The organism is Chitinophaga ginsengisoli (assembly GCF_003014595.1).
GTDB classification, from domain to species: Bacteria; Bacteroidota; Bacteroidia; order Chitinophagales; family Chitinophagaceae; genus Chitinophaga; species Chitinophaga ginsengisoli.
In genome coordinates, this window is record NZ_PYGK01000013.1 from 200,908 (window position 1) to 222,483 (window position 21,576).

The 21,576-nt window shown below is 46.7% G+C and carries 18 protein-coding genes; 4 read left to right on the forward strand and 14 right to left on the reverse strand.

The window, feature by feature from the left end:
• Nucleotides 1-382 precede the first annotated feature (382 nt).
• On the forward strand, nucleotides 383-1,219 hold the full coding sequence (locus CLV42_RS25465; protein WP_106604750.1) for a sensor histidine kinase: 837 nt from the start codon (nucleotides 383-385) through the stop codon (nucleotides 1,217-1,219).
• Nucleotides 1,191-1,868, forward strand: a complete 678-nt coding sequence (locus CLV42_RS25470; protein WP_089834730.1) for a response regulator transcription factor — start codon at nucleotides 1,191-1,193, stop codon at nucleotides 1,866-1,868. The genes CLV42_RS25465 and CLV42_RS25470 overlap by 29 nt, the downstream gene beginning before the upstream one ends.
• On the opposite strand, the gene CLV42_RS25475 is transcribed toward CLV42_RS25470, so the two are convergent.
• From CLV42_RS25475 to kduI, 6 genes are all read right to left on the reverse strand, one after another.
• Entirely contained in the window at nucleotides 1,865-3,121 is a 1,257-nt protein-coding gene (locus CLV42_RS25475; protein ID WP_106604751.1) for a DUF2264 domain-containing protein, read from the reverse strand. The two genes, CLV42_RS25470 and CLV42_RS25475, sit on opposite strands and share 4 nt — an antisense overlap.
• Nucleotides 3,121-4,320, reverse strand: coding sequence for an AGE family epimerase/isomerase (locus CLV42_RS25480; protein WP_106604752.1), 1,200 nt, complete (start codon nucleotides 4,318-4,320; stop codon nucleotides 3,121-3,123). Before CLV42_RS25480 ends, CLV42_RS25475 begins: the two co-directional genes overlap by 1 nt.
• A gap of 120 nt (nucleotides 4,321-4,440) precedes the next feature.
• The gene (locus CLV42_RS25485) at nucleotides 4,441-5,508 is read right to left on the reverse strand and encodes a LacI family DNA-binding transcriptional regulator (RefSeq protein ID WP_106604753.1); all 1,068 of its coding nucleotides are present in this window, start codon (nucleotides 5,506-5,508) and stop codon (nucleotides 4,441-4,443) included.
• Between the two features lie 20 nt (nucleotides 5,509-5,528).
• Nucleotides 5,529-6,293 carry an SDR family oxidoreductase gene (locus tag CLV42_RS25490; protein WP_262510009.1) on the reverse strand — a complete coding sequence of 255 codons (765 nt, stop codon included), beginning with the start codon at nucleotides 6,291-6,293 and terminating at the stop codon, nucleotides 5,529-5,531.
• Nucleotides 6,294-6,314: 21 nt separating this feature from the next.
• Nucleotides 6,315-7,457, reverse strand: coding sequence for a DUF4861 family protein (locus tag CLV42_RS25495; RefSeq protein ID WP_106604755.1), 1,143 nt, complete (start codon nucleotides 7,455-7,457; stop codon nucleotides 6,315-6,317).
• A 5-nt stretch (nucleotides 7,458-7,462) separates the two neighbouring features.
• Entirely contained in the window at nucleotides 7,463-8,299 is an 837-nt protein-coding gene (gene kduI / locus CLV42_RS25500) for a 5-dehydro-4-deoxy-D-glucuronate isomerase (RefSeq protein WP_106604756.1), read from the reverse strand.
• A 277-nt stretch (nucleotides 8,300-8,576) separates the two neighbouring features.
• On the opposite strand from kduI, the gene CLV42_RS25505 reads away from it, so the two are divergent.
• A complete protein-coding gene (locus tag CLV42_RS25505) occupies nucleotides 8,577-10,223 on the forward strand; it encodes a UxaA family hydrolase (protein ID WP_106604757.1) in 1,647 nt (548 codons plus the stop codon).
• A gap of 77 nt (nucleotides 10,224-10,300) precedes the next feature.
• Here the strand turns inward: CLV42_RS25505 and CLV42_RS25510 are convergent, their stop codons facing one another.
• The 5 genes from CLV42_RS25510 to CLV42_RS25530 form a co-directional block, all read right to left on the reverse strand.
• On the reverse strand, nucleotides 10,301-11,650 hold the full coding sequence (locus CLV42_RS25510) for an MFS transporter (RefSeq protein WP_170117643.1): 1,350 nt from the start codon (nucleotides 11,648-11,650) through the stop codon (nucleotides 10,301-10,303).
• A 176-nt stretch (nucleotides 11,651-11,826) separates the two neighbouring features.
• Nucleotides 11,827-12,492 carry a bifunctional 4-hydroxy-2-oxoglutarate aldolase/2-dehydro-3-deoxy-phosphogluconate aldolase gene (locus CLV42_RS25515; protein WP_106604759.1) on the reverse strand — a complete coding sequence of 222 codons (666 nt, stop codon included), beginning with the start codon at nucleotides 12,490-12,492 and terminating at the stop codon, nucleotides 11,827-11,829.
• A gap of 2 nt (nucleotides 12,493-12,494) precedes the next feature.
• On the reverse strand, nucleotides 12,495-13,493 hold the full coding sequence (locus CLV42_RS25520) for a sugar kinase (RefSeq protein ID WP_106604760.1): 999 nt from the start codon (nucleotides 13,491-13,493) through the stop codon (nucleotides 12,495-12,497).
• Nucleotides 13,494-13,506: 13 nt separating this feature from the next.
• Entirely contained in the window at nucleotides 13,507-14,901 is a 1,395-nt protein-coding gene (gene uxaC, locus CLV42_RS25525) for a glucuronate isomerase (RefSeq protein ID WP_106604761.1), read from the reverse strand.
• Between the two features lie 14 nt (nucleotides 14,902-14,915).
• Nucleotides 14,916-16,424 (reverse strand): tagaturonate reductase, encoded by a 1,509-nt coding sequence (locus CLV42_RS25530; protein ID WP_106604789.1) that lies wholly within the window; start codon nucleotides 16,422-16,424, stop codon nucleotides 14,916-14,918.
• Nucleotides 16,425-16,603: 179 nt separating this feature from the next.
• On the opposite strand from CLV42_RS25530, the gene mnmA reads away from it, so the two are divergent.
• Nucleotides 16,604-17,707, forward strand: a complete 1,104-nt coding sequence (mnmA, locus tag CLV42_RS25535) for a tRNA 2-thiouridine(34) synthase MnmA (RefSeq protein WP_106604762.1) — start codon at nucleotides 16,604-16,606, stop codon at nucleotides 17,705-17,707.
• 99 nt (nucleotides 17,708-17,806) lie between these two features.
• On the opposite strand, the gene CLV42_RS25540 is transcribed toward mnmA, so the two are convergent.
• From CLV42_RS25540 to odhB, 3 genes are all read right to left on the reverse strand, one after another.
• On the reverse strand, nucleotides 17,807-18,688 hold the full coding sequence (locus CLV42_RS25540; RefSeq protein ID WP_106604763.1) for a hypothetical protein: 882 nt from the start codon (nucleotides 18,686-18,688) through the stop codon (nucleotides 17,807-17,809).
• Nucleotides 18,689-18,703: 15 nt separating this feature from the next.
• Nucleotides 18,704-19,864 carry an RsmB/NOP family class I SAM-dependent RNA methyltransferase gene (locus CLV42_RS25545; protein ID WP_106604764.1) on the reverse strand — a complete coding sequence of 387 codons (1,161 nt, stop codon included), beginning with the start codon at nucleotides 19,862-19,864 and terminating at the stop codon, nucleotides 18,704-18,706.
• A gap of 111 nt (nucleotides 19,865-19,975) precedes the next feature.
• A complete protein-coding gene (gene odhB / locus CLV42_RS25550; protein ID WP_106604765.1) occupies nucleotides 19,976-21,547 on the reverse strand; it encodes a 2-oxoglutarate dehydrogenase complex dihydrolipoyllysine-residue succinyltransferase in 1,572 nt (523 codons plus the stop codon).
• Nucleotides 21,548-21,576: the final 29 nt, after the last annotated feature.

The window sequence follows — 21,576 nt, forward strand, 5'->3', positions numbered from 1 at the left end:
TTATAACCAATGTGAAAATAGTCAACGTTATGGGAGTACTTATGTTCGTATACCCTGTGTTGTCACTTATTAATCTGTTTCTCATCCAGGGGCTTAACACTGCTTTCAATACCTATACTTTTCTATCGGGCTGTATCATAGTAGTAACAGCCAGCATATGCTACTTTTACGAGCGTATCAAATATCCCGGACCGCATAGCCTGTTAAAAGAACCTGCCTTTTGGGTATCCACCGGTCTGCTCTTCTTTTACACCTGCAGTCCGCCACTGACCGGAGTACTGAATGCTATATCACTAATGCCATTTTATAACTATAAGACGCTTTATTTCATCAACCTTATGATAAATATTATCCTATATTTATTGTTTAGCATTTCGTTCATATGCAATCTGATTTTCAGGAGGTATTCCTAGTCATTTTTACATCCCTCTTTCTGCTCGTTTTACTGGTGGGCTTCATCGTTATTATGTTGATACTGAATCAGAAGAGCAGGCATGCACAGGCGCAGGAACTCCGATTAATGAAAGAAAGGTATGAACAGGAACTATTAAGATCACAACTTGAAATTCAGGAGAATGTGTTCGGACACCTATCCCAGGAAATCCATGATAATATCGGGCAGTCCCTCACATTCGTAGCATTGTCACTATTAACGGTACCGGTAGAGAACAACAGCGAGGCGCAGGAATATATCGAAGAGAGCAGAAAGGCTTTGCAGAAAGCCATCACAGAACTAAGAGATCTTTCCCGCAGTTTACATACAGACCGTGTCACCGAAGTAGGCCTTGCCAATTCTATTGATTTCGAACTGGAGAGACTGAAGAGGACCAATTTGTACGAAACTTCTTTTAATTTTGCCGACATACGGAACCTGCTGGACCATCAGACAGAAATCATACTTTTTCGCATCGTACAGGAAATGCTCAACAATATCGTGAAACATGCCAAAGCCAGTAGAGTAGAAATCAGACTTTCCCACAAAACAGATATCCTTGTACTGGAGATCAAGGATAACGGCGTAGGATTTGATCCGGAAGCCCTGTTTGCTAAACAGGAAAGGTTGAAAGGACTAGGACTGATGAACATTCGAAAAAGAGCATCCCTGATAGGAGGCACATTCCATATCAACAGTGCGAAAAATAGCGGTACCGCCATTCGTATCACTATACCCGTAAATAAACAATCATTTCATGAGCATAACCAGGAAAGCGAAATATAGTGTTGCCATTGCCGATGATCATGTACTGGTAAGGAAAGCACTTGGCAGGCTGATTAATACCTTTACTGATTACTTTATACTTTTCGAAGCCAGTAACGGGGAAGAAGTGATCAAGATCATCAATAACCGTGAGTTACAATTACCAGATATACTGATACTGGACGTCAACATGCCCGGCATGAACGGTTACGAAACTGCTACCTGGATCAATAACCATTTCCCTCAGATTAAGGTACTTGCGCTCTCTATGCTGAACGACGAGTCCGTGATCATTAAGATGTTAAAATCCGGTGCAAAAGGTTATATCATGAAGAACGTCGAGCCTGACGATCTGAAGGAAGCCTTTGATTCTATTATTAAGAAAGATTTCTATCTGCCTGATTACATCTCCGGAAAGGTAATATCTGGTTTACAACGGGATGTATTATCACTTAGCGAAAAGATAGAACTGACACCTAAGGAAAAAACATTCCTGCAATTCCTCTGTACAGAATTATCCTACAAGGAAATTGCACAGAAGATGTTTGTAAGTCCCCGAACCATTGATGACTATAAAAGCAGTCTTTGCGACAAGCTGAAGGTTAAAACCCGAGTGGGTCTTGTCATTTTCGGTATCAGGTATGGACTGATAGACATCAATACCGACTAAAGCGCATGGTCTTTCTTCACTGTTTTGCCCGCCCATGCTTTTTGCGCGGTCCACTCTCCGGAGGAAGCCGTCCAGAAAGCATTTTTTTCTGGCAGACCTAATGCCAGGAATCCTGTTGTACACAGGTATAAACTGCCGGTGGATGTATATACATCTGCTATTTCGGGTTGATGGCCGCAGAAGCCTAATTGCAGCCAGCCGTCTTTGTCAAATGTGCCAGGCGTTTCAAAGATGTTCTTCATTACAGCTGTCAGGGCCGCCCGTACCTGACCCGGCGTCAGTTCTGCCGGCAGCTGCTCATGGAGTGCCAGCTGTACCAGTGGCTGAAAAACAGCATTCCGGTAGGTCATAGAACGCCCCACTACGGGGAAAGTACCTTCGGGGGAGATGAGTCTTTCCTGGATCACGCCGTAGCGCTGCATCCTGGTAATGGCTAGCTCATATTCCTTTGGATTGATCTTACCCGCTTCAGACAGTACTTTCAGAATGTCTGTCAGCATCGGCTGTATGACAAAACCATTGTAGTAGTCAAAATGGAAATCGGCCCCATCACCATACATCCCATCGCCCTTATACCACTCCTGGTGCTTTTTCACGGCATAATCCACCCGCATACCGTCCCACTCTTCTCCAAACAGCAGCAATGCAGCTTCAATAATAGCGGCAAACAACAGCCAGTTATTATATCCTGGCCTGATACTGCGCAGGCTCTTAAAGCCAGCTACTACCTGCTGCTTAACGGTTGCAGGAAGGGGCTGCCATAACTGTTTAGGCGCCCTGATAAAGGCATGTGCAAGGAATGCGCCATCCACCAGGGGCTGCCCGTCAAACTGCCCGGTAAAGTTCATATAGTCCGCGCCGCCGGGTTGTACTGCCTGGGCAGTCGCCTTTAACGCATAATCGATGAAACGAGCCCTTATTTTGCCTTCAGGGGTGTCGTCAGCACCTAACTCCAACCAGGAAGAGATCCCGGCCATAGTACGCCCAAAAGCCTCTAAATAGGTCACCTTTTCGACCGGCTTGTTGTAACCGGGTGCTTTCTCCGTCGGCATCTTTTGCCGGAGCTGTCCCAGGCTCAGATTTTTCATCACTGGTTCTGCTATGCGCGTTAACAACTGCACCCAGTAGTCCCGGTCTGTGGGAAAAACAGCACTTCCTGCAGGTTGTTGTGTTGCCTGCAGGAAGTTGCCTGATTTAACCGCTCCGGCCATACCGGCCAATGGAACGGCTTTTATAAAGTGACGTCTGTGCATTACTTAGCCCATTGTTTATATCGTAACAAAGCCTCCACAAAATAGTAGTCTGCATAAGTGAGCGGCACATCTACTTCAGAGTTGTGCGGAAGAGAACCTACGCTATGCATCAGGATGAAGTCATTATTCTCTCCTTCTTTTGCCAGATAGGTCGGACTCGCCAGGCTTTCCAGCATCTTCTCCCCTGCTTTCCAGTACCTTGAAGATACTTCACCTTTCGTATAACGGCTCAGTTCCAGCAGTGCAGATGCCGCCACAGCGCCTGCGGAAGCATCTCTTTTTGCGTTCGGGATACCTGGCGCGTCATAGTCCCAATAAGGGATCAGATCTTCCGGCATACGTGGATGCCCCAGGATGAAATCAGCAATATGTTTTGCCTGTTCCAGGTAGGCCTTGTCCTTGGTTTCACGATACATCATGGTGTAACCATATAAGCCCCAGGCCTGTCCGCGGGACCATGCCGAAGTATCATTCGCGCCCTGGTGGGTATTCCTTGCCAGAACGGCGCCGGTGGTAGTGTCATATCCTATTACATGATAAGAACTGTAGTCCGGCCTGAAATGATGCTTCATAGTGGTATTGGCATGCGTACGGGCGATATGATCAAAAGAAGGATCTTTACTTACCCGGGTAGCCCAGGTCAGTAATTCCAGGTTCATCATATTGTCGATAATCACGGGGAATTCCCACTTGCCATGATCCCATGATTTGATACAACCTACCTTCGGATTAAAGCGTGTGGACAGTGAGCGTGCGCTGGTCAACAGTACGTCCTTATACTTAGGATCTTTCGTGATACGGTACGCATTTCCGGCACTGCAGTACAGCATAAAACCCAGGTCATGTGTGCCTTTGTTATCCTTCTCTTTCTCCACCTGCGCCGTACGTTTCAGCGCTTCCTGTTTCAGGGTATTATCTTTTGAATATTCATACAGGTACCAGAGTGTACCGGGATAAAACCCTGCCGTCCACCAGCCTGTTTTAGCAGTAACAAGACTACCGTCTGCATTGTTAGTGGTACGTGGCAACATACTGTCTGGCACATGCTGCATCATCAGTTTATACTGACGTACAGCCAGGTCCAGGGTCTTATTTGCCAGTTCGGTCATTTGTTGTTTGCGGCTGCTTTGTTGTGCATATACAGTAGTGATGCTACCCGACAACAATAATCCACAGAAAAGGAGTTGTAGTTTTTTCATCTCGTGTAATTTTACTGACCGCATTACTGATTATGCGGCTACTTACCAATTATATTTACGCAATCGTTTGCACTTAATCAGATAGTGATAGCAGGTATGCTGCGGACAGCATTCCTGCTTTTATTTAGCTTTCTTTTTTACGGTTGTTTTAGGCTTTGAAACAGATGCTGCTGAAGAGGCACGTTCTATCAGCTGGATAGGCACCAATTCTTCTGAATAACGTTGTGGCGTTGTTGCGGGTTGTTGTAACAGATCCAGCAATGCATTGGCCACCTTCTCTCCCATGATAGCAGGGAACTGGTCAACAGAAGTGATGGAAGGTGTAATGATCTCTGCACGCGGATCATTAGAGTATCCCACTATCTTGAGATCTTCCGGCACCCGTACATTGATCTTCCGGCAATATTCCAGGATGGTAATGGCAGTTGTATCATTGGCAGCAAAGATGCCATCAGGATAAGGCGTTTTGGAAAAGATCTTCTCGCAGGCGGCCAAAGCATTCTCTTTGGTCAGCTCCTGGTAGAAAACCCTTGATTTCTTAAACGCGATCTTATGCTTACGTAAGGCATCCTTGTACCCTGCTACGCGTTCCACATACAGGTTACAGGTCAGCGGACCTGATATGTGTACAATGTCCTTACAGCCCTTTTCGATCAGGTGCTCTGTTACTTTATAACCACCCAGATAATCATCGCCCTTGATCACTTTTACCTTATAATCTTTCGGTACACGGTCAAAGAATACAAGCGGAATATGATTGTCCTTGAAGATATCAAAGTGTGAGAAATCGGTCGTATAAAGTGTACTGGAAACGGCCAGTGCGTCGATCCTGGTAGAATACAGGGTCTCTGCCAGTGCTATTTCCTGCTCCAGGGAATCGTTGGATTGACAGATGAGCACATGATATCCGTGTTCATGCAGTTTATTCTGGATAACGGTACTGATAGTAGCGGGAAAGAACATAGAGATACGTGGCACTACCAGTCCTACAGTGCGGCTTTTATTGTTCCGCAGACCGGCGGCCATGGCATTGGGGCGGTAACCGAGCTTATTGGCCATTTTCTTTACCTTCTCCTTGGTACGGGTGCTGATATTCGGATGATTGTTCAGCGCGCGGGAAACGGTAGATACGGAAAGCTTCAGTTCTTCCGCAATGTCAACGATTGTCTTTTCTGTTCTTTTGCTCATATATCAATATTCAGGTGCTTTTATCGCCCCATCCATCCTCCGTCAACAGTCAGAATGGTACCATGCACATAGTCGGATGCCGCAGATGCCAGGAACACAACAGGTCCTTTGAAGTCGGCCGGTTCGCCCCAGCGACCCGCAGGGATACGCTCTAATATAGAAGCACTACGTTTCTCATCTGCACGCAATGCAGCTGTATTATCAGTCGCAATATATCCCGGAGCAATCGCATTTACATTGACCCCCTTACCGGCCCATTCATTGGCAAACGCTTTTACCAGTGAACCTACCGCGCCCTTACTGGCGGCGTAACCAGGTACATTGATGCCACCCTGGAAGGTGAGTAGCGATGCTGTAAAGATAATCTTTCCGCTGCCACGCGCTATCATTCCTTTACCGATTTCGCGGGTCAGGATAAATTGCGCATTCAGGTTGATATTGATCACTTCATCCCAGTATTCATCCGGATGTTCTGCCGCCGGCTTACGCATGATAGTACCAGCGTTGTTCACCAGGATATCTATCACAGGATGTTGTCCTGTTACTTCCCCGATAAATCCGTATAGTGCATCACGGTTGCCCAGATCGCACTGATACCCGTAGAACTTCCGTCCAGTGGCCTTTACAGCCTTCTCCACTTCACTACCTTCCTTCTCCAGCGATGCAGATACACCTATCACATCAGCACCTGCTTCTGCCAGCGCTACTGCCATCCCTAAGCCTATTCCTCTTTTACATCCTGTTACCAGCGCGGTTTTACCCCTCAGGTCAAATGATTGTAAGATCATATAAGTATCGATACTTTTTTACTGATTGATGTTTATTTCCAGTGGAGCTGCCAGCTTTTCGGCGAAGGTCTGCAGATAAGCAAACCATTGTGCAGCACTGGTATAGCGGCCTGCCTTATTCCAGGCAGCACCGAAATAGTATACAAAAGGCGCTTTACCGCTGGCTTTGGCCCTGGCAAGCAAATGCTGATCAGTTACCTGCATAAGCCCCTGATGTACGGACAATACCAGTCCGAGGCCGGTAATGCCATCTGCACCATGCTCTGGCTCCCAGTAACCTACGATGCCTGTTTTCTCATCCAGCAGGACGGTGCCGGGTGTTGGGCGTTTCACAATGCCTGCCGCTATTGGCAGACTATCCCCTTGCTGCAGAGTGTACTGTACACTCATTTTATTGAGCTGGGAACCGGCATCCAGTGACACCGTTTTCACAACAGACACTGTCGTGCTACCTACCTTCCAGGCTTCATAACCCAACTGGAAGGTACAGCGCAACGGGCCACTGTCCAGTACTTTCCAGGTCCTGTAATTACGCGGATAATAGATAGAGTCGTTCACATAGGGAGCATTATCACCACCACCCAGTGTCATACCTACGTGATAATAGTCAAGTCCCTGGCCGTTATCATGGTGATAATCATTGGTTTTATACCATCTGTTCAACACAAGATCACTGGTGCGTTTGGTCCACACGTCTATACCATGGGCATTTTCAGCCGGGAAGTTTTCCAATGCAGCCCCATACATCCGGAAGGCAATACGGTCATTCTCCCAGGCAAAATCATCCTTACGTTCCGGCACATAGCGTGCGTAAGTACGGGTGGCTACTATAGCTGGTTTGCCCGGTACAGCGGTGATCACTACTTTGCCGTGAGCAGGTATACTTACCTGTACCAGCAGTAACTGAGGTTGTGGGGCGCCTTCATATGCCAGTTGGTAGGGGACTTCCTTACCTGTCTGTTTGTTGATCAGCTTAAAGGAGCCGGTAACAGCTTTTAGTCTGGCATAAGGTATTTCCACAATTTCTTCATTGCGGGCAATAGCAGCAGGATTCTTAATCGTGATGCTTACCGGCGCAGCAACTGGCTCTTCCCTGGAACCTGCCAGCAGACTGGAACTCCATATGCCTGTGACCATTAACAATAAAAATATCCGCTTCATGGTTTTTATTTGAGATCAGGTATTGCACAAACATCCATATCGCCATAATCCAGGTTCTCACCAGCCATACCCCAGATAAAGGTGTAGTTGCTGGTGCCTGCACCGGAGTGAATAGACCATGGTGGAGAAATGACTGCCTGCTCATTCTGCATCCAGATGTGCCTTGTTTCCTGTGGTTGTCCCCAGAAATGGCATACCGACTGCCCCTGTGGCACTTCAAAATAAAAGTACACTTCCATACGTCTGTCGTGAGTATGCGCAGGCATGGTGTTCCACACACTACCGGGCTTCAGTTCAGTCATCCCCATCTGCAGCTGGCAGGTGGGCAGTACGGTGCTGACCAGCAGCTTATTGATAGTACGGTGATTGGCTGTTTCCATCGTGCCCAGCGTCACTATCTCCGCATCTTTACGGGTAACATGGCGGGTAGGATATTCATGATGGGCCGGTGTTGAATTCAGGTAAAACTTAGCGGGAGCAGCCGCATCTTTACTGCTAAACAGCAATTCCTTTTTGCCTTTCCCGATGTATAATGCCTCTTTAAACCCGATTTCAAACGTTTCACCATCTACTTTTACCACACCATCGCCACCTACGTTAATGATGCCAAGCTCTCTCCTTTCCAGGAAATAAGCCGCTTTGAACTGATCTGGCGGCGTCAGTGTCAGTGTTTTACTTACCGGGAAGATCCCGCCGGTTACAAAGCGGTCATAATGACTATACACCAGTTTGATCTCATCCTGTTCAAAAAGCTGTTCTATCAAAAGTTCCTTCCTGGTCTGTGCGGTGTTCCAGCTCAGCACTTCTGCCGGGCTGGAGGCATACCTGGTTTCTGCAGTCATAAGTCTCGACATATTATATTAAGAAATGATAATTCATGTTGGGGATGCTGTATCAGTGGCATCTTTTTTCATAACCTGAATGAAAGGTAAGGCTTAATGCCGAAAATTGCAAACGTTTGCATAAAATATAGGGAATCACAGGAGCGCTAATCCTACAAGGCTAAAATGTTTTAGCTAAACACTTGTGCCGTCTGGACTGTTCTAAAGGCAAAATCTTATCATGGATTAAGATTTTAGTATTAACAGTGATTGTTGTTATTTTATACTTTAGCTTATTATGAATACGTTTCTACAAATACATCCTGACGATAATGTACTGGTAGCCTTGCAGGACCTGCGACAAGGCACAGAAGTCAGGTTCAATGGTTCCACAATTACCTTGCTGAAAGATGTTCCCGCTAAACATAAATTCATGATCTCCGACATACAAACCGGCGATCCTATTACTATGTACGGTGTACTTGTTGGTAAAGCAAATGCTGCCATCAACAAGGGAGAGATCATTACTACTGAGAATATTAAACATGACGCCAACGCTTTTCATGAAAAAGAAGGCTCCATTACATGGCAGAAACCTGATGTCAGCAAATGGAAAAACCGCACCTTTATGGGCTATCCCCGTAAAGACGGTCAGGTAGGTACCCGCAACTACTGGCTGGTAATACCACTGGTGTTCTGCGAAAACCGCAATGTAAGTGTCATCAAAACCGCCTTTGAAAAAGGCCTGGGATTCGCTCCGACAGAAGTATACAATGAGCAGGTACAGGATCTCGTATCCCTGTACAAAAGTGGTGACCTGGATGCGATAAAAACTTACAAGGCGGAAGCTGTAACGCTTACCAACAAACGTAATACTGTCTTCTCCAATATTGATGGCATTAAGTTCCTGACACATGAAGGTGGTTGTGGTGGTACACGCCAGGATTCAGACGCACTCTGCGCCCTGCTGGCCGGTTATATCCACCATCCTAATGTGGCAGGTGCAACAGTGTTAAGCCTGGGATGTCAGCATGCACAGGTATCCATCCTGAAAGCTTCATTGAATAAACTGAATCCACAGTTTGACAAGCCGGTGCTGGTGTTTGAACAACAAAAAAGTGCTTCTGAATTTGAGATGCTCTCAGATGCGATCAGAGATACGTTCCTGGCCCTGGTAGAAGCTGATAAGATTTCCCGCCAGCCAGCTCCTCTCTCCAAACTGACGATTGGTCTGGAATGCGGCGGCTCTGACGGATTCTCGGGTATATCGGCCAACCCTGCCGTTGGTCATACATCTGACCTGCTGGTAGCTTTGGGCGGTAGCTCTATCCTTTCTGAGTTCCCCGAACTATGTGGCGTTGAGCAGGAACTGATCAACCGTTGTGTGGAAAAGAACACAGCTGATAAATTCATCCACATCATGCGGGCGTATGAAAGCCAGGCAGAGTCTGCAGGCTCAGGTTTCTATATGAACCCTTCACCTGGTAATATCAAGGACGGCCTCATTACTGATGCTATTAAGTCTGCCGGCGCTGCGAAGAAAGGCGGTATTTCGCCCGTAGTAGATGTGCTGGACTATACAGAATATGTCACCAAACCAGGACTGAACCTCCTCTGTACACCTGGTAATGACGTTGAATCCACTTCTGCGGAAGTAGGTTCCGGCGCTAATATCGTATTGTTCACTACTGGTCTGGGTACGCCAACCGGCAACCCGATTGCTCCTGTATTAAAACTGGCTACCAACACCAAACTGGCGAACCGTATGCCGGATATCGTCGATATCAACACCGGTACTATTATCAGTGGTGAAAAGACGATTGAGGAAATGGGAGAAGAGATCCTGGAATTTGTGATCAAAACTGCCAGTGGAGAACTGAAGACGAAAGCTGAACAGTTAAATCAGGATGACTTCATTCCATGGAAACGTGGGGTGAGCCTGTAATCTCATCATATTAAGCTATAAAAGGCGAGAGTCATTTTACAATGTAAAATGACCCTCGCCTTTTTATCTATAGATATTTAGAGCTTTACCGGCTCCATCCTGGGTGCAAATAGATGCATAATAAGCCAGGCCAGTAAATACATGGATCCACTGATCAGGAACAGGATATTGTACCCTGCACCGATATTGCCCTGCGCTTTGTAATAGTCAAGCAAATACCCCACGAATATCGGGAACAGGCTACCTCCTATCGATCCTGCCATGCCACCGATACCCACTACTGAGCTCACCGCATGTTTAGGGAACATATCTGAAGCAGTTGTGAAGATATTGGCAGACCAGGCCTGGTGTGCTGCAGCGGCCAGACTGATCAACCCTACCACGACCCATATATTGTTGGTGGTTTTGGCAAACATGATCGGTACTACACAGATAGCAAAAAGCAACATGGATGTTTTACGTGCTTTAAACACCGGCCATCCTGATTTGATCAGCCAGGACGACAGGTATCCACCACCAATACTTCCTACTGTGGTTGCCGTATAAATCACGAATAACTGCAGGTTAGGCTTTTTGAAATCAAGATTGAAGGTAGTAGCAAAATAAGAAGGTAGCCAGAAAAGGAAGAACCACCAGATAGGGTCGGTAAGCAGTTTACCAAATACAAATGCCCATGTTTGTTTTACGCCTAACAGCTGTTTCCAGCTGATGCTTTTATGAGGAGCAGATGCAGAAGCTACAGCTGCCGCAGTTACCGGCTTAACACCAGCAGGGATCTCCTCAGTAGCCGGCTTTTCATCATCGCTGTGGATATGATCATATTCCGCTTGTGTCAGTTTTTTGTGTCGTGCAGGAATTTCATAGATGACTGCCCAGAAGATCAGCCAGACAAATCCTATCAATCCTGTCCATATAAACGCGTGTTGCCAGCCATAAGTACCTGCCAGCCAGGGAACTACAATGGGGGCAATTACAGCCCCGATATTGGCGCCTGAATTGAAAATACCGGTAGCCAGTGCACGCTCTTTCTTCGGAAACCATTCTGCCACGGTTTTAATGGCTACAGGAAAGTTCCCGGATTCACCCAGTCCCAGGAATACACGCGCCATCCCGAATCCGAATGTGGTCTTCGCCAATGCATGCGCCATTGCAGCAATACTCCATACAATAATGGACAGAATATATCCCATCTTGGTACCGATCCTGTCTACCAGGCGACCGAATACCAGCAAGCCCACTGCGTATGCTGCCGCAAATGCAGACATCATTCCACCAAAATCCTTCTCCGTCCAGTTGAACTGATCCGGAGCCATCAGGATGGGTTTCAGCAGACCAATCACCTGACGGTCTATATAGTTAATAGTAGTAGCAAAGAAGAGTAATGCACAAATGCGCCAGCGATATTTACCAATTGTAGTGGAATCCATGCCTTTCATTTTGGAATTTATAAAGCGTTATCAATTTACAACACTCCGGTGAATAATGCAAACGTTTGCATCTATTCCTGCTTTTTATGGGTAAACTTATCCTGACTAGCTGGCGGGATATGACGCAGCTATAATTTTGAGTTACGGACCTGTCTTTATCATCGCCACAATGCTGGCTATTTACTTATGCTTTTTACCAGTTCTACAAGACCGGACATCTGCGTACGCAATGCTGCCCAATCCTTCTTATCTATCAAATCCTTATTCAATAAATTGGAGCCCATTCCGACACATACTACCCCTGCATCCAGCCAGGACTTTACGCTTTCTTTAGTAGGTTCTACTCCTCCCGTTGGCATGAACTTCATTTTAGGGAATAGCGGCTTAATCGCTTTTACGAAACCCGGTCCCAATACATTGCCGGGAAACAACTTCGTCAATGGTGCTTCGTGCTTTTCAGCTACTGCAATTTCAGACGGGGTCATACAACCGGGTATCCATGTGATGTTCTCCTTCCGGCAACTCTCTGCAACACCGGCATCTATGATAGGACTTACGATGAAATCAGCACCCATATCTGCAAACACCTTTACATCTTCTCCATTTTTAATGGTACCAATACCCAGGTACATATCTGGCATGGCCGCTTTCTTCTTTTCCTGCATTGCGGTAAAATTGCGCCTTGCTCCTTCTCCACGGTTGGTAAACTCAAACACACGAAGTCCCGCATCATAACAAGCCTGTAATACTTCTATACATACTGCGGCATCATCATGATAGAATACGGGAATTACTTTACTGCGCTCAAATGCGGCAATGATCTCTGCTGCTGGTGCTGCCATGTCTATATCAGTTTTAAGATGTCTGCTTTGTCTGTTAAATTAAAATCTCCTTTGACGAATAACTTGGACCAGGCTGCTGCTGCTGCAAAAGAAATGGTCTGCTGTGCATCCATTCCACTTACCTGTGCATGTATCAACCCTGCCATAAAACTATCTCCGCTACCCACACGGTCTACCACGTCATTCGTCTCATACTGTTTTGATACCTTCAATTCTCCTCCTTCATACCAGGTAGCGTAATAGAGATTATGTGTAAATGCATTGGAAAAACGGAAGGTAAACGCAACCTGTTTACAACGGGGATATTTCTCCGTGATCTCTTTGGCTACGGATGCAGCTTCTGCAAGGTAGGTGTCTTTCGTGGCGGATTCCAGTGCTACTGTATTTAAAGTAGTATCCAGCATCTGGTGTGCGGCCCAGATATTACCCATCACCACGTCGCAATATTGTACCAGTTCAGGCATTACAGCGAATGGCTGCTTGCCGTACTGCCACAGCTTACTACGATAGTTCAGATCTGTAGATATCTTCAGTCCTTTGCGGGATGCCGCTTCCAGCACTTCTTTACAGATAGCAGCTGTATCTTCATTCAGGGCAGGTGTCAGGGCGCTCCAGTGAAACCATTCTGCATCTCCCAGCAGGCTGTCCCAATCTACCGAGCCACGTTCCATCTGACTGAAGGATGAATATTTCCTGTCGTACACAACACCTGCATTTTTCAGGTCTGTGCCCTGTTCCAGGAAATAGATCCCGATACGGTCTCCGCCTTTCAGCATACGGTCTGTCGCTATTCCCAGTCCTTCCAGCTGCTCCAGTACCTGTGTAGCGATGCCATTGTCAGGCACTTTGCTGATATAAGACACCGGTGTGCCCCAGCGTGCCAGTGCTGCAGCTACATTCGCTTCTGCACCACCCACAAAGAGGGCTGCACTGTTTTTGTTCCACTCCGGTGATAAGCGTAATAATATCTCTCCAAATGAAATTACTTTAACTGGCTTCATGCGCTTGTAGGGTCTAAAATCCGAAATACGATCTGGCATTATTGTAACTGATGTCCTGCACCATCTTGCCCAGCCATTTGATATCTCCGGGCAGCTCTCCGTTCTCTACATCGTTACCTATGAGGTTACACAAAATACGGCGAAAATATTCATGTCGTGAGTAAGAGAGGAAACTTCTTGAATCCGTCAGCATTCCCACAAAGCGGCTCAATAAGCCCATATTGCTCAGGGCATTCATCTGTTTCTCCATCCCGTCTTTCTGATCGAGGAACCACCAGCCGGAACCGAACTGCATCTTTCCCGGTACGGTACCATCCTGGAAATTACCTACCATGGTGGCAAATACCTCATTATATGCCGGGTTCAGGTTGTAGACAACCGTCTTCGCCAGTTTATCTTTTTTATCCAGCCTGTCCAGAAATACAGACATCGCCTGTGCTACCTGCCAGTCCCCGATAGAATCCACACCAGCATCTGCACCGATCTTACTCACCAAACGACTATTATTATTGCGGATAGCGCCTACATGGAACTGTTGTACCCAGCCACGCTCATGATTCCACTCACAGATGGTATGCAGGGTACCCGCCTTAAAAGCATCTGCTTCTTCCGCTGTCAGTGCTTGTCCTTTACGCAGTTTTGCATAGGATGCAGTTAAACTTTCCGCTGTAAAATTGCCTGCATAAAAAGTGCTGATACCGTGATCGGACAAACGTCCACCGTTCGCATGAAAATAGTCATGCCGGCGGCGTAAGGCATCTATAAATTGCGTATAAGTATCTGTATTAACGCCTGCTGCTGCACCCAGTTTATCAGCATAAGCATTGAACGCAGCCACATCTTCCACACCTATTGCCCTGTCAGGTCTGAAGGTGGGTAATACACGTACTTTAAAAGCTGATTTGCTGATGGCCTGATGATGTTCCAATGAATCACAAGGGTCATCAGTGGTACACAAAGTATCTACTTTAAAATGCTGTAATAATGCCTGGGTGGTCCACTTAGGCAGCTGCTCATTGCAATGCCCGTATACAAATTCCGCACTATCCTTGTCGAGTAGTTGCTTTACGCCAAAAGGGTTCAGCAATTCCATATGCGTCCAGTGGTACAGCGGGTTCCGCATAGTATACGGCACCGTTTCCGCCCACCGTTTGAACTTTGTATAGTCATCCGTATCGCCCGTGATATCCGCCTCTGTTACTCCATTTGCACGCATTGCACGCCACTTATAGTGGTCTCCTTTCAGCCACATGGCAGTCAGGTTCTCATATTGACGATTCGCCGCTATTTCATCCGGAGGCAGGTGATTATGATAATCGATGATAGGCATCTCTTTTGCATAATCGTGGAATAACTGTTTGGCCGTTTCTGTGCGCAACAGGAAATCAGCATCTAAAAATTGTTTCATAAACGATCGGTTCCTTATAATACTTTACTGTAGCTGTCTGCATATGTCTTTACGCCCTCCTGTAACATCCCTTGCAGATGTGCGGACACGGTTTCCACAAAACCAGGGATCTGCGAAAGGTCGGCCTCCCATAAACGCTTGTCAGCACTGATAGCCTGTACCATTCCCGTAATTGCCTCGCCTCCCCTGCCGGTCACGCCCACCCAGTACGCGGCAAAGATGGCGATATTATCGTCTGTGATGCTATAATATTCCGTTCCCCGCAACCCAAAATACTGGCCGTTTTCCTGCTTTTCAGGTCGCAGGAACAACAGCATTGCGGCAAAGCCAAGACACATAGAAGCCGGTAAGGCTTTCTGCTGTTCATAATAACGGGTAATGGTACGCACATTCCTTGCATTCATCTTCATGCTTTCCTGAAAAGTGATACTCAGCAGCTTATGCGCGATATTCGGATTGGCAAAACGGTCCAGTACATCTTCCGCAAATTCAGGCGCCTGCGGACAGATCGCCCTGATCGTCGGCAGGATCTCCTCGATGACCACCGTCCGGAAGAAGGAGCGCATATAGGCATTCTCCATGCATTCAAAAACAGTATTCAATCCGCTGAGATAACCCAGAGGCACTGATATCGTATGACTTCCATTCAATATTCTGAGTTTCTGTTCCCTGAAAGGTGTAATATCCGGCGCTATCAGCATCCGGGTATCCGTCTGATGGAATCCCAGGATCTCCCTCACACGGTCATCTCCTTCAATCGCCCAGAGCAGGTAAGGCTCTGCGTCAATCCATAAGCCGTCGGTGTATCCCACCTTTGTCTCCAGGGCCGTCAGGTCTTTCGGTTTTCCCGGTACGATCCTGTCCACCAGGGAGCTGCAGAAATGGTTATCAGTCTCTATCCATTGCAGGAAAGCGGTTGGCAGGCCATTGTATTTTGCCAGCTTCAGCACTATTTCCTTCAGTAACAGCCCGTTATTCACCACCAGTTCCGTTGGTACGACCACAAAGCCGGTATGCGATGCGCCTTTAAAATACTGGAAACGCTCCCACAACACGGCCAGCAGTTTTCCGGGGAAAGATGCCGGTACTACCCCATCAATCTTCTCCTCCACATACTGGATCCCCACCTCTGTGGTATTGGATATAATCGTTTGCAGGGCTGGTTGGTGTACTGCATCCAATATTTGTCTCCAATCTGCATTCGATTGCAGAACACGGCTAATAGAAGCGTTGATTAGCACATCATTCACCAGTTCCCCCTGGGAAACGCCCTTTATATTAGTTGTATATAAGTTGTCCTGCTGGCTGAACTCTGTTGTATCGCCACCGGTGGACTTCACCACTACAATTCTTCCCTGGTAAACGCCCTTTTTATTGGCTTTATCTACCAGGTAATCCACCAATCCCCTCAGTAGTACACCTGTGCCGAACTGTAATATTTTCTCGGGATAGTTAAAATAGCTCTCTGACACCCCCAGTTCCGGATGCTTCAATACATGAGCTTTATTTAAAATAGGTAACATATTAGTTTTTTTATTAAACGCAGAACTCTGACCATTAAATATAAAACGAATACTTGACAGTCCATAGCTCTTACCCAATATCGCAGTAGAATTACTCTTTCCCATTCATGTCATAAAATGACCCCGGAGGAGGTGTCTCGACTAATTTCTGTAATTTTGCGCACTTAATATTTGTAACAATGAGCAGACATGGTAAGGTTCTGGTAGCGATGAGCGGCGGTATTGATAGTACCGTTACTGCCCTGATGCTCCATGAACAAGGGTATGAAGTGGTGGGAATCACCATGAAGACCTGGGATTATGCATCTGCCGGCTCCAGCAAAAAGGAAACCGGGTGCTGCAACCTGGATTCCTTCAATGATGCCCGCGCAGCAGCCGTTCACCACGGTTTTCCTCACTTCGTACTGGATATCAGGGACGAATTCGGGGATTTTGTTATTAATAACTTTGTTGACGAATATATAGCAGGCCGCACGCCCAATCCTTGCGTTCTGTGCAATACCCATATAAAATGGCGCGCGCTGATGAAACGCGCTGATGCCATGGACTGTGCCTTTATTGCAACAGGACACTACGCTCAGATCAGGGAAGAAGACAGCCGCTTCGTACTCAGCAAAGGTATTGATGACCTGAAAGACCAGAGCTATGTATTGTGGGGCCTCCAGCAGGATGTGCTGGCCCGTACTATACTTCCTTTGGGCAAATACCGTAAGACAGAGATCCGCCAGATGGCGTTTGATTTCGGCTACCCGGAACTGGCAAAAAAAGCAGAAAGCTATGAGATCTGCTTCGTACCGGACAATGACTATCGCGGTTTCCTGAAACGTAAAGTAGATGGCCTGGAAGAAGAGGTCAATGGCGGCAATTTCGTGCTGAGAGACGGCACGATCGTCGGTCACCATAAGGGTTACCCCTTCTACACTATCGGACAGCGTAAAGGGCTCGATATTGCCCTGGGACGCCCGGTATTCGTCACCGAGATCATCCCCGAAACCAATACCGTCGTACTGGGTAATGAAGATGAACTGAACCGGAATGAAATGACCGTTGCTGGTCTGAACCTGATAAAGTACGACCACATCCCTGAGGGTATGGAAGCCATCACCAAGATCCGTTATAAAGATAAGGGCGCTCTTAGCAACCTGTATAATGTAGACGGAAAGGTGAAGGTGAACTTCTACGAACACGTGAAAGGTATCGCTCCAGGACAATCAGCTGTTTTCTATGAAGGAGACGATGTGATTGCGGGAGGTATTATACAGAGAAGCATATTACCACAGTAAAATGTTGTCATCCAGATATTGAAAAGGTGCTTCTTTACCGAAGCACCTTTTTTATTGCTATTACAGATTATTTAAGAGCAGATCGAAAGCTCTGAAGCGCTACCTGTAAGTAATCTTCCTTGTCGTCACCGAGGTCCATTTTTTATCCACTGGCTGTTGTTTCTTAACCGTCCAGTTTCCTTTGTTATCATACGTATATTCTATTGTATAACTCAGCACCTTATCCATCTCAGCCGAAAGGCTTTTCCCTGAATCATCCACACGATGATATTCCCATCTTACAAGGTTCCCATGACTATCATATTTTGCGATCACTTTAACATCTGTCATCCCCATAAAATGGAGATACAAGGTAACCAGCCGGTTATTCTCATCATATTCGTATACATATGAACCTCCTTTATCGTCCTCACTTAAGAGCGCACGTGTTACAGTTACAATATCTCCTTTTTCATTGATACTGATGCGTTCTATATCCTTACCATCTCCACTCCTGATCAATAGGGAATCACCTTTTTTATTATGCTCATACAAATGACGGCTTTCAGTACTAAAAATACGGCTCATTCTTTCAATACGCCTGCCGGCGGCATCATATTTAAAACTATCAGCACAGTATCTGTTACGGTCGTCCGAACCGATAAGCGCCAATATTCTACCAACAGTATCATACCGGATAGTAAGCGTATCTCTCGACATTCTTGCAGTAACAGTAGCTATCTGGTGCAGGCGGTGATCTTTAAACAAATACTCTTTCCGCACCGTATCCTTTTTTACATAGCCATCCGTTGCCTTTTTTTCATTATAGGTAGCTTCTGAAATACGTGCTACGTCTCCCTCAAATGCCTCTGGATGGAACGCTGTAGTGAAATCGGCGTTCAATACTTTCTCTGTGATCAATACTATTCTGTCCACTTCTTTTTCTGACGACGAAGATTTACATGCTGCCAACAATAGTAACAAATACAATACTCTCTTCATAAGGTTATAAGGCTATTACTTTTTTAACATCTTTACGGCAAACATACTATCCGCCCGCTGCTCATATCCAGCTATCACTCCTCCTTCCTGTATCTTCAATCCACTACCCTCTTCCAGGAATTTCACCACCTCTTCATTCTCTTTCCGGAATACGGAACAGGTAATATAGATCAGTGTTCCTCCCGGTTTTAACAGTTGCACTACATTCGCAGCGATCTTCTTTTGCAGTTGCTGATATTCTGTGATCTGCTTTTCACTGAAGAAAGACAGGCTCTCCGGCGTACGTCCCCAGGTACCAGAACCGGAACAGGGTGCATCCAGGATAATATGGTCGAAGCGCCGGTCTTTGATCACGGATGATGTGACAGGTGCTGTCAGGTCCATCACCACACTCTCGTAATGCCGTATGCCAGCCTCTTTAAACCGCTGATGCAGGTTTTGGATGATGGAGATCCGTATATCACTTGCCAGCAGTTTTACGCCCGGTTGTTTGTCGAGCAACAGGATCGATTTCCCTCCACTGGCGGCACAACTGTCCCACCATTGCTCTCCTGCCTGCGCATTGAATAAGCTACCCACTTTCTGTGACGAGGCGTCCTGTATTTCATACCAGCTCTTATCAGTGATGATCGTGTCTATTTTCGTACTGTTAGGCAGTGCAATCGTATCTTCTCCCAGCACTTCAAATGACGTGGCAGCCTTTTCCAGCAGGCGTAGTATGGAGAACTGTTTGTTGTTGCGCGTCCTGATAAACAGGTGCGGCTGTACGAAGAAGGAACGGTTGAAAGCGAGACTATCTATTCCCTCAGATAATTCATTCGTGAACGGGAATACATCTGTCATTGCTCCATGTCCCAGCAATGATAGTTTCTCGTCAACAGGTAAAGTGATTTTATCATTCAGTTCCGGATGATAGAACCGTAATATTTCGTTCCCTTCCTGTTCACATAAAAAGGCCCCCAGCAATATTCTTTCAGATGTACTCTTCGCTCCTTTCCAAAGGTGTCCCAGCCGGTAGTATTGGTATACCAGCTGAGAGATCTGTCGTCTGTCACGGCTGCCCATGTAAGGATGCTGTTTAAAGAATCCTTTGAGGAAGTGATGTAATGGCAGGGAGCCATCGTAAGCGACAATGATCTTCTCTGCAGCAGCTAAATAATTTTCCCAGCGGATCATATAGCGGTTGATGCGGCGGCTCAAAAATGCAAAACGCTTAACGCGATTGACAACATGGCAATCAGGCGTTAAGCGTTTCCGCAATTATATGCGTTCCGCGTTTAGCGTAATTTACAATTTCAGCAATGCTTTCAGCGGGTCTTTACCGAACAGTAACTGCTCAGGACTCTCCAGCATTTCTTTTACACGCACCAGGAAGCTTACAGACTCACGACCGTCAATGATACGGTGGTCGTAGCTCAGCGCCAGATACATCATCGGACGGATCACTACCTGTCCGTTGACAGCCATCGGGCGCTCCTGGATCTTGTGCATACCTAAGATGGCAGACTGCGGAATGTTAATGATCGGAGTACTCATCAATGAACCGAACACGCCTCCGTTGGTGATTGTGAAGGTACCACCGGTCATTTCATCCATGGTGAGTTTATTATCACGGGCTTTGGTAGCCAGTTCCACCACTTTTTTCTCGATCTGAGCCATATCCAGGCTTTCTGCGTTACGGATCACCGGCACTACCAGCCCTTTCGGTGCTGATACGGCGATAGATACGTCGCAGTAGTCGTGGTATACCAGTTCTTCTCCATCAATATATGCATTCACAGAAGGGAATTCCTTCAATGCGAAACAACATGCTTTTGTGAAGAAGCTCATAAAGCCCAGGTTCACTTCATGCTGTTTCTTGAATACTTCTTTGTATTTAGCGCGCAGCTCCATGATGGCGCTCATATCCACCTCGTTGAAGGTAGTCAGCATCGCTGTGGTATTCTTAGCTTCCACCAGGCGACGGGATACGGTCTTACGCAGGTTGCTCATCTTCTCGCGACGTTCTCCGCGGGTGAACATTTCCTGACCGATAGCCACACCCGGATTCTGGAGTGCTGCAAATACATCATCTTTCATGATCTTGCCATGCGCACCGGTACCCTTGATAGAGGATGGGTCCACGTGCTTGTCTGCAATTACTGCAGCAGCTACAGGACTAGCCTTCAGATCATTCGGGATAGCAGTCACCGGCGCCTGCTGTGCCTGTGGAGCAGCCTGTGGTTTTGCAGCAGGAGCAGCCGCAGCGGCTGGCTGTGCTTTACCGGCAGGGCGGCCTACACTGGTATCTATTTTAGCGATAGGATCACCTACCTTTAATACGTCTCCTTCTTTACCCAGTGTCTGTAATGCACCGGCTTCTTCGGCGTTCAGTTCGAAAGTAGCTTTCTCAGATTCCAGCTCGCAGATCACTTCATCACGCTCTACATACTCACCGTCTTTCTTCAGCCATTTGATCAATGTTACTTCACTGATAGATTCACCCACAGTAGGCACTTTCATCTCAATGGTTCCTTTATTTACCGCAGGTGCGGCAGGAGCCGCTTCGGCAACAGGAGCAGGTGCAGATGCAGCAGCAACAGGTGCAGCTGCGGCCGGAGCGCTGGCGCCCGCAGGAGCAGCAGCATCCGTATCAATTGTACAAGCTACATCGCCTACTTTTAAAGTAGCGCCTTCAGGGGCTGCAATTTTTAATACCCCCGCCTTTTCTGCATTCAGTTCAAAGGTGGCTTTTTCAGATTCCATTTCACAGATCACCTCATCCTGCTGCACATAATCTCCGTCTTTCTTCAACCACTTTGCAATTGTTACCTCGCTAATAGATTCTCCTACCGTAGGAACTTTGATTTCGATAGCCATATTTCTAATTTCTGTGTGCAATCAATGTT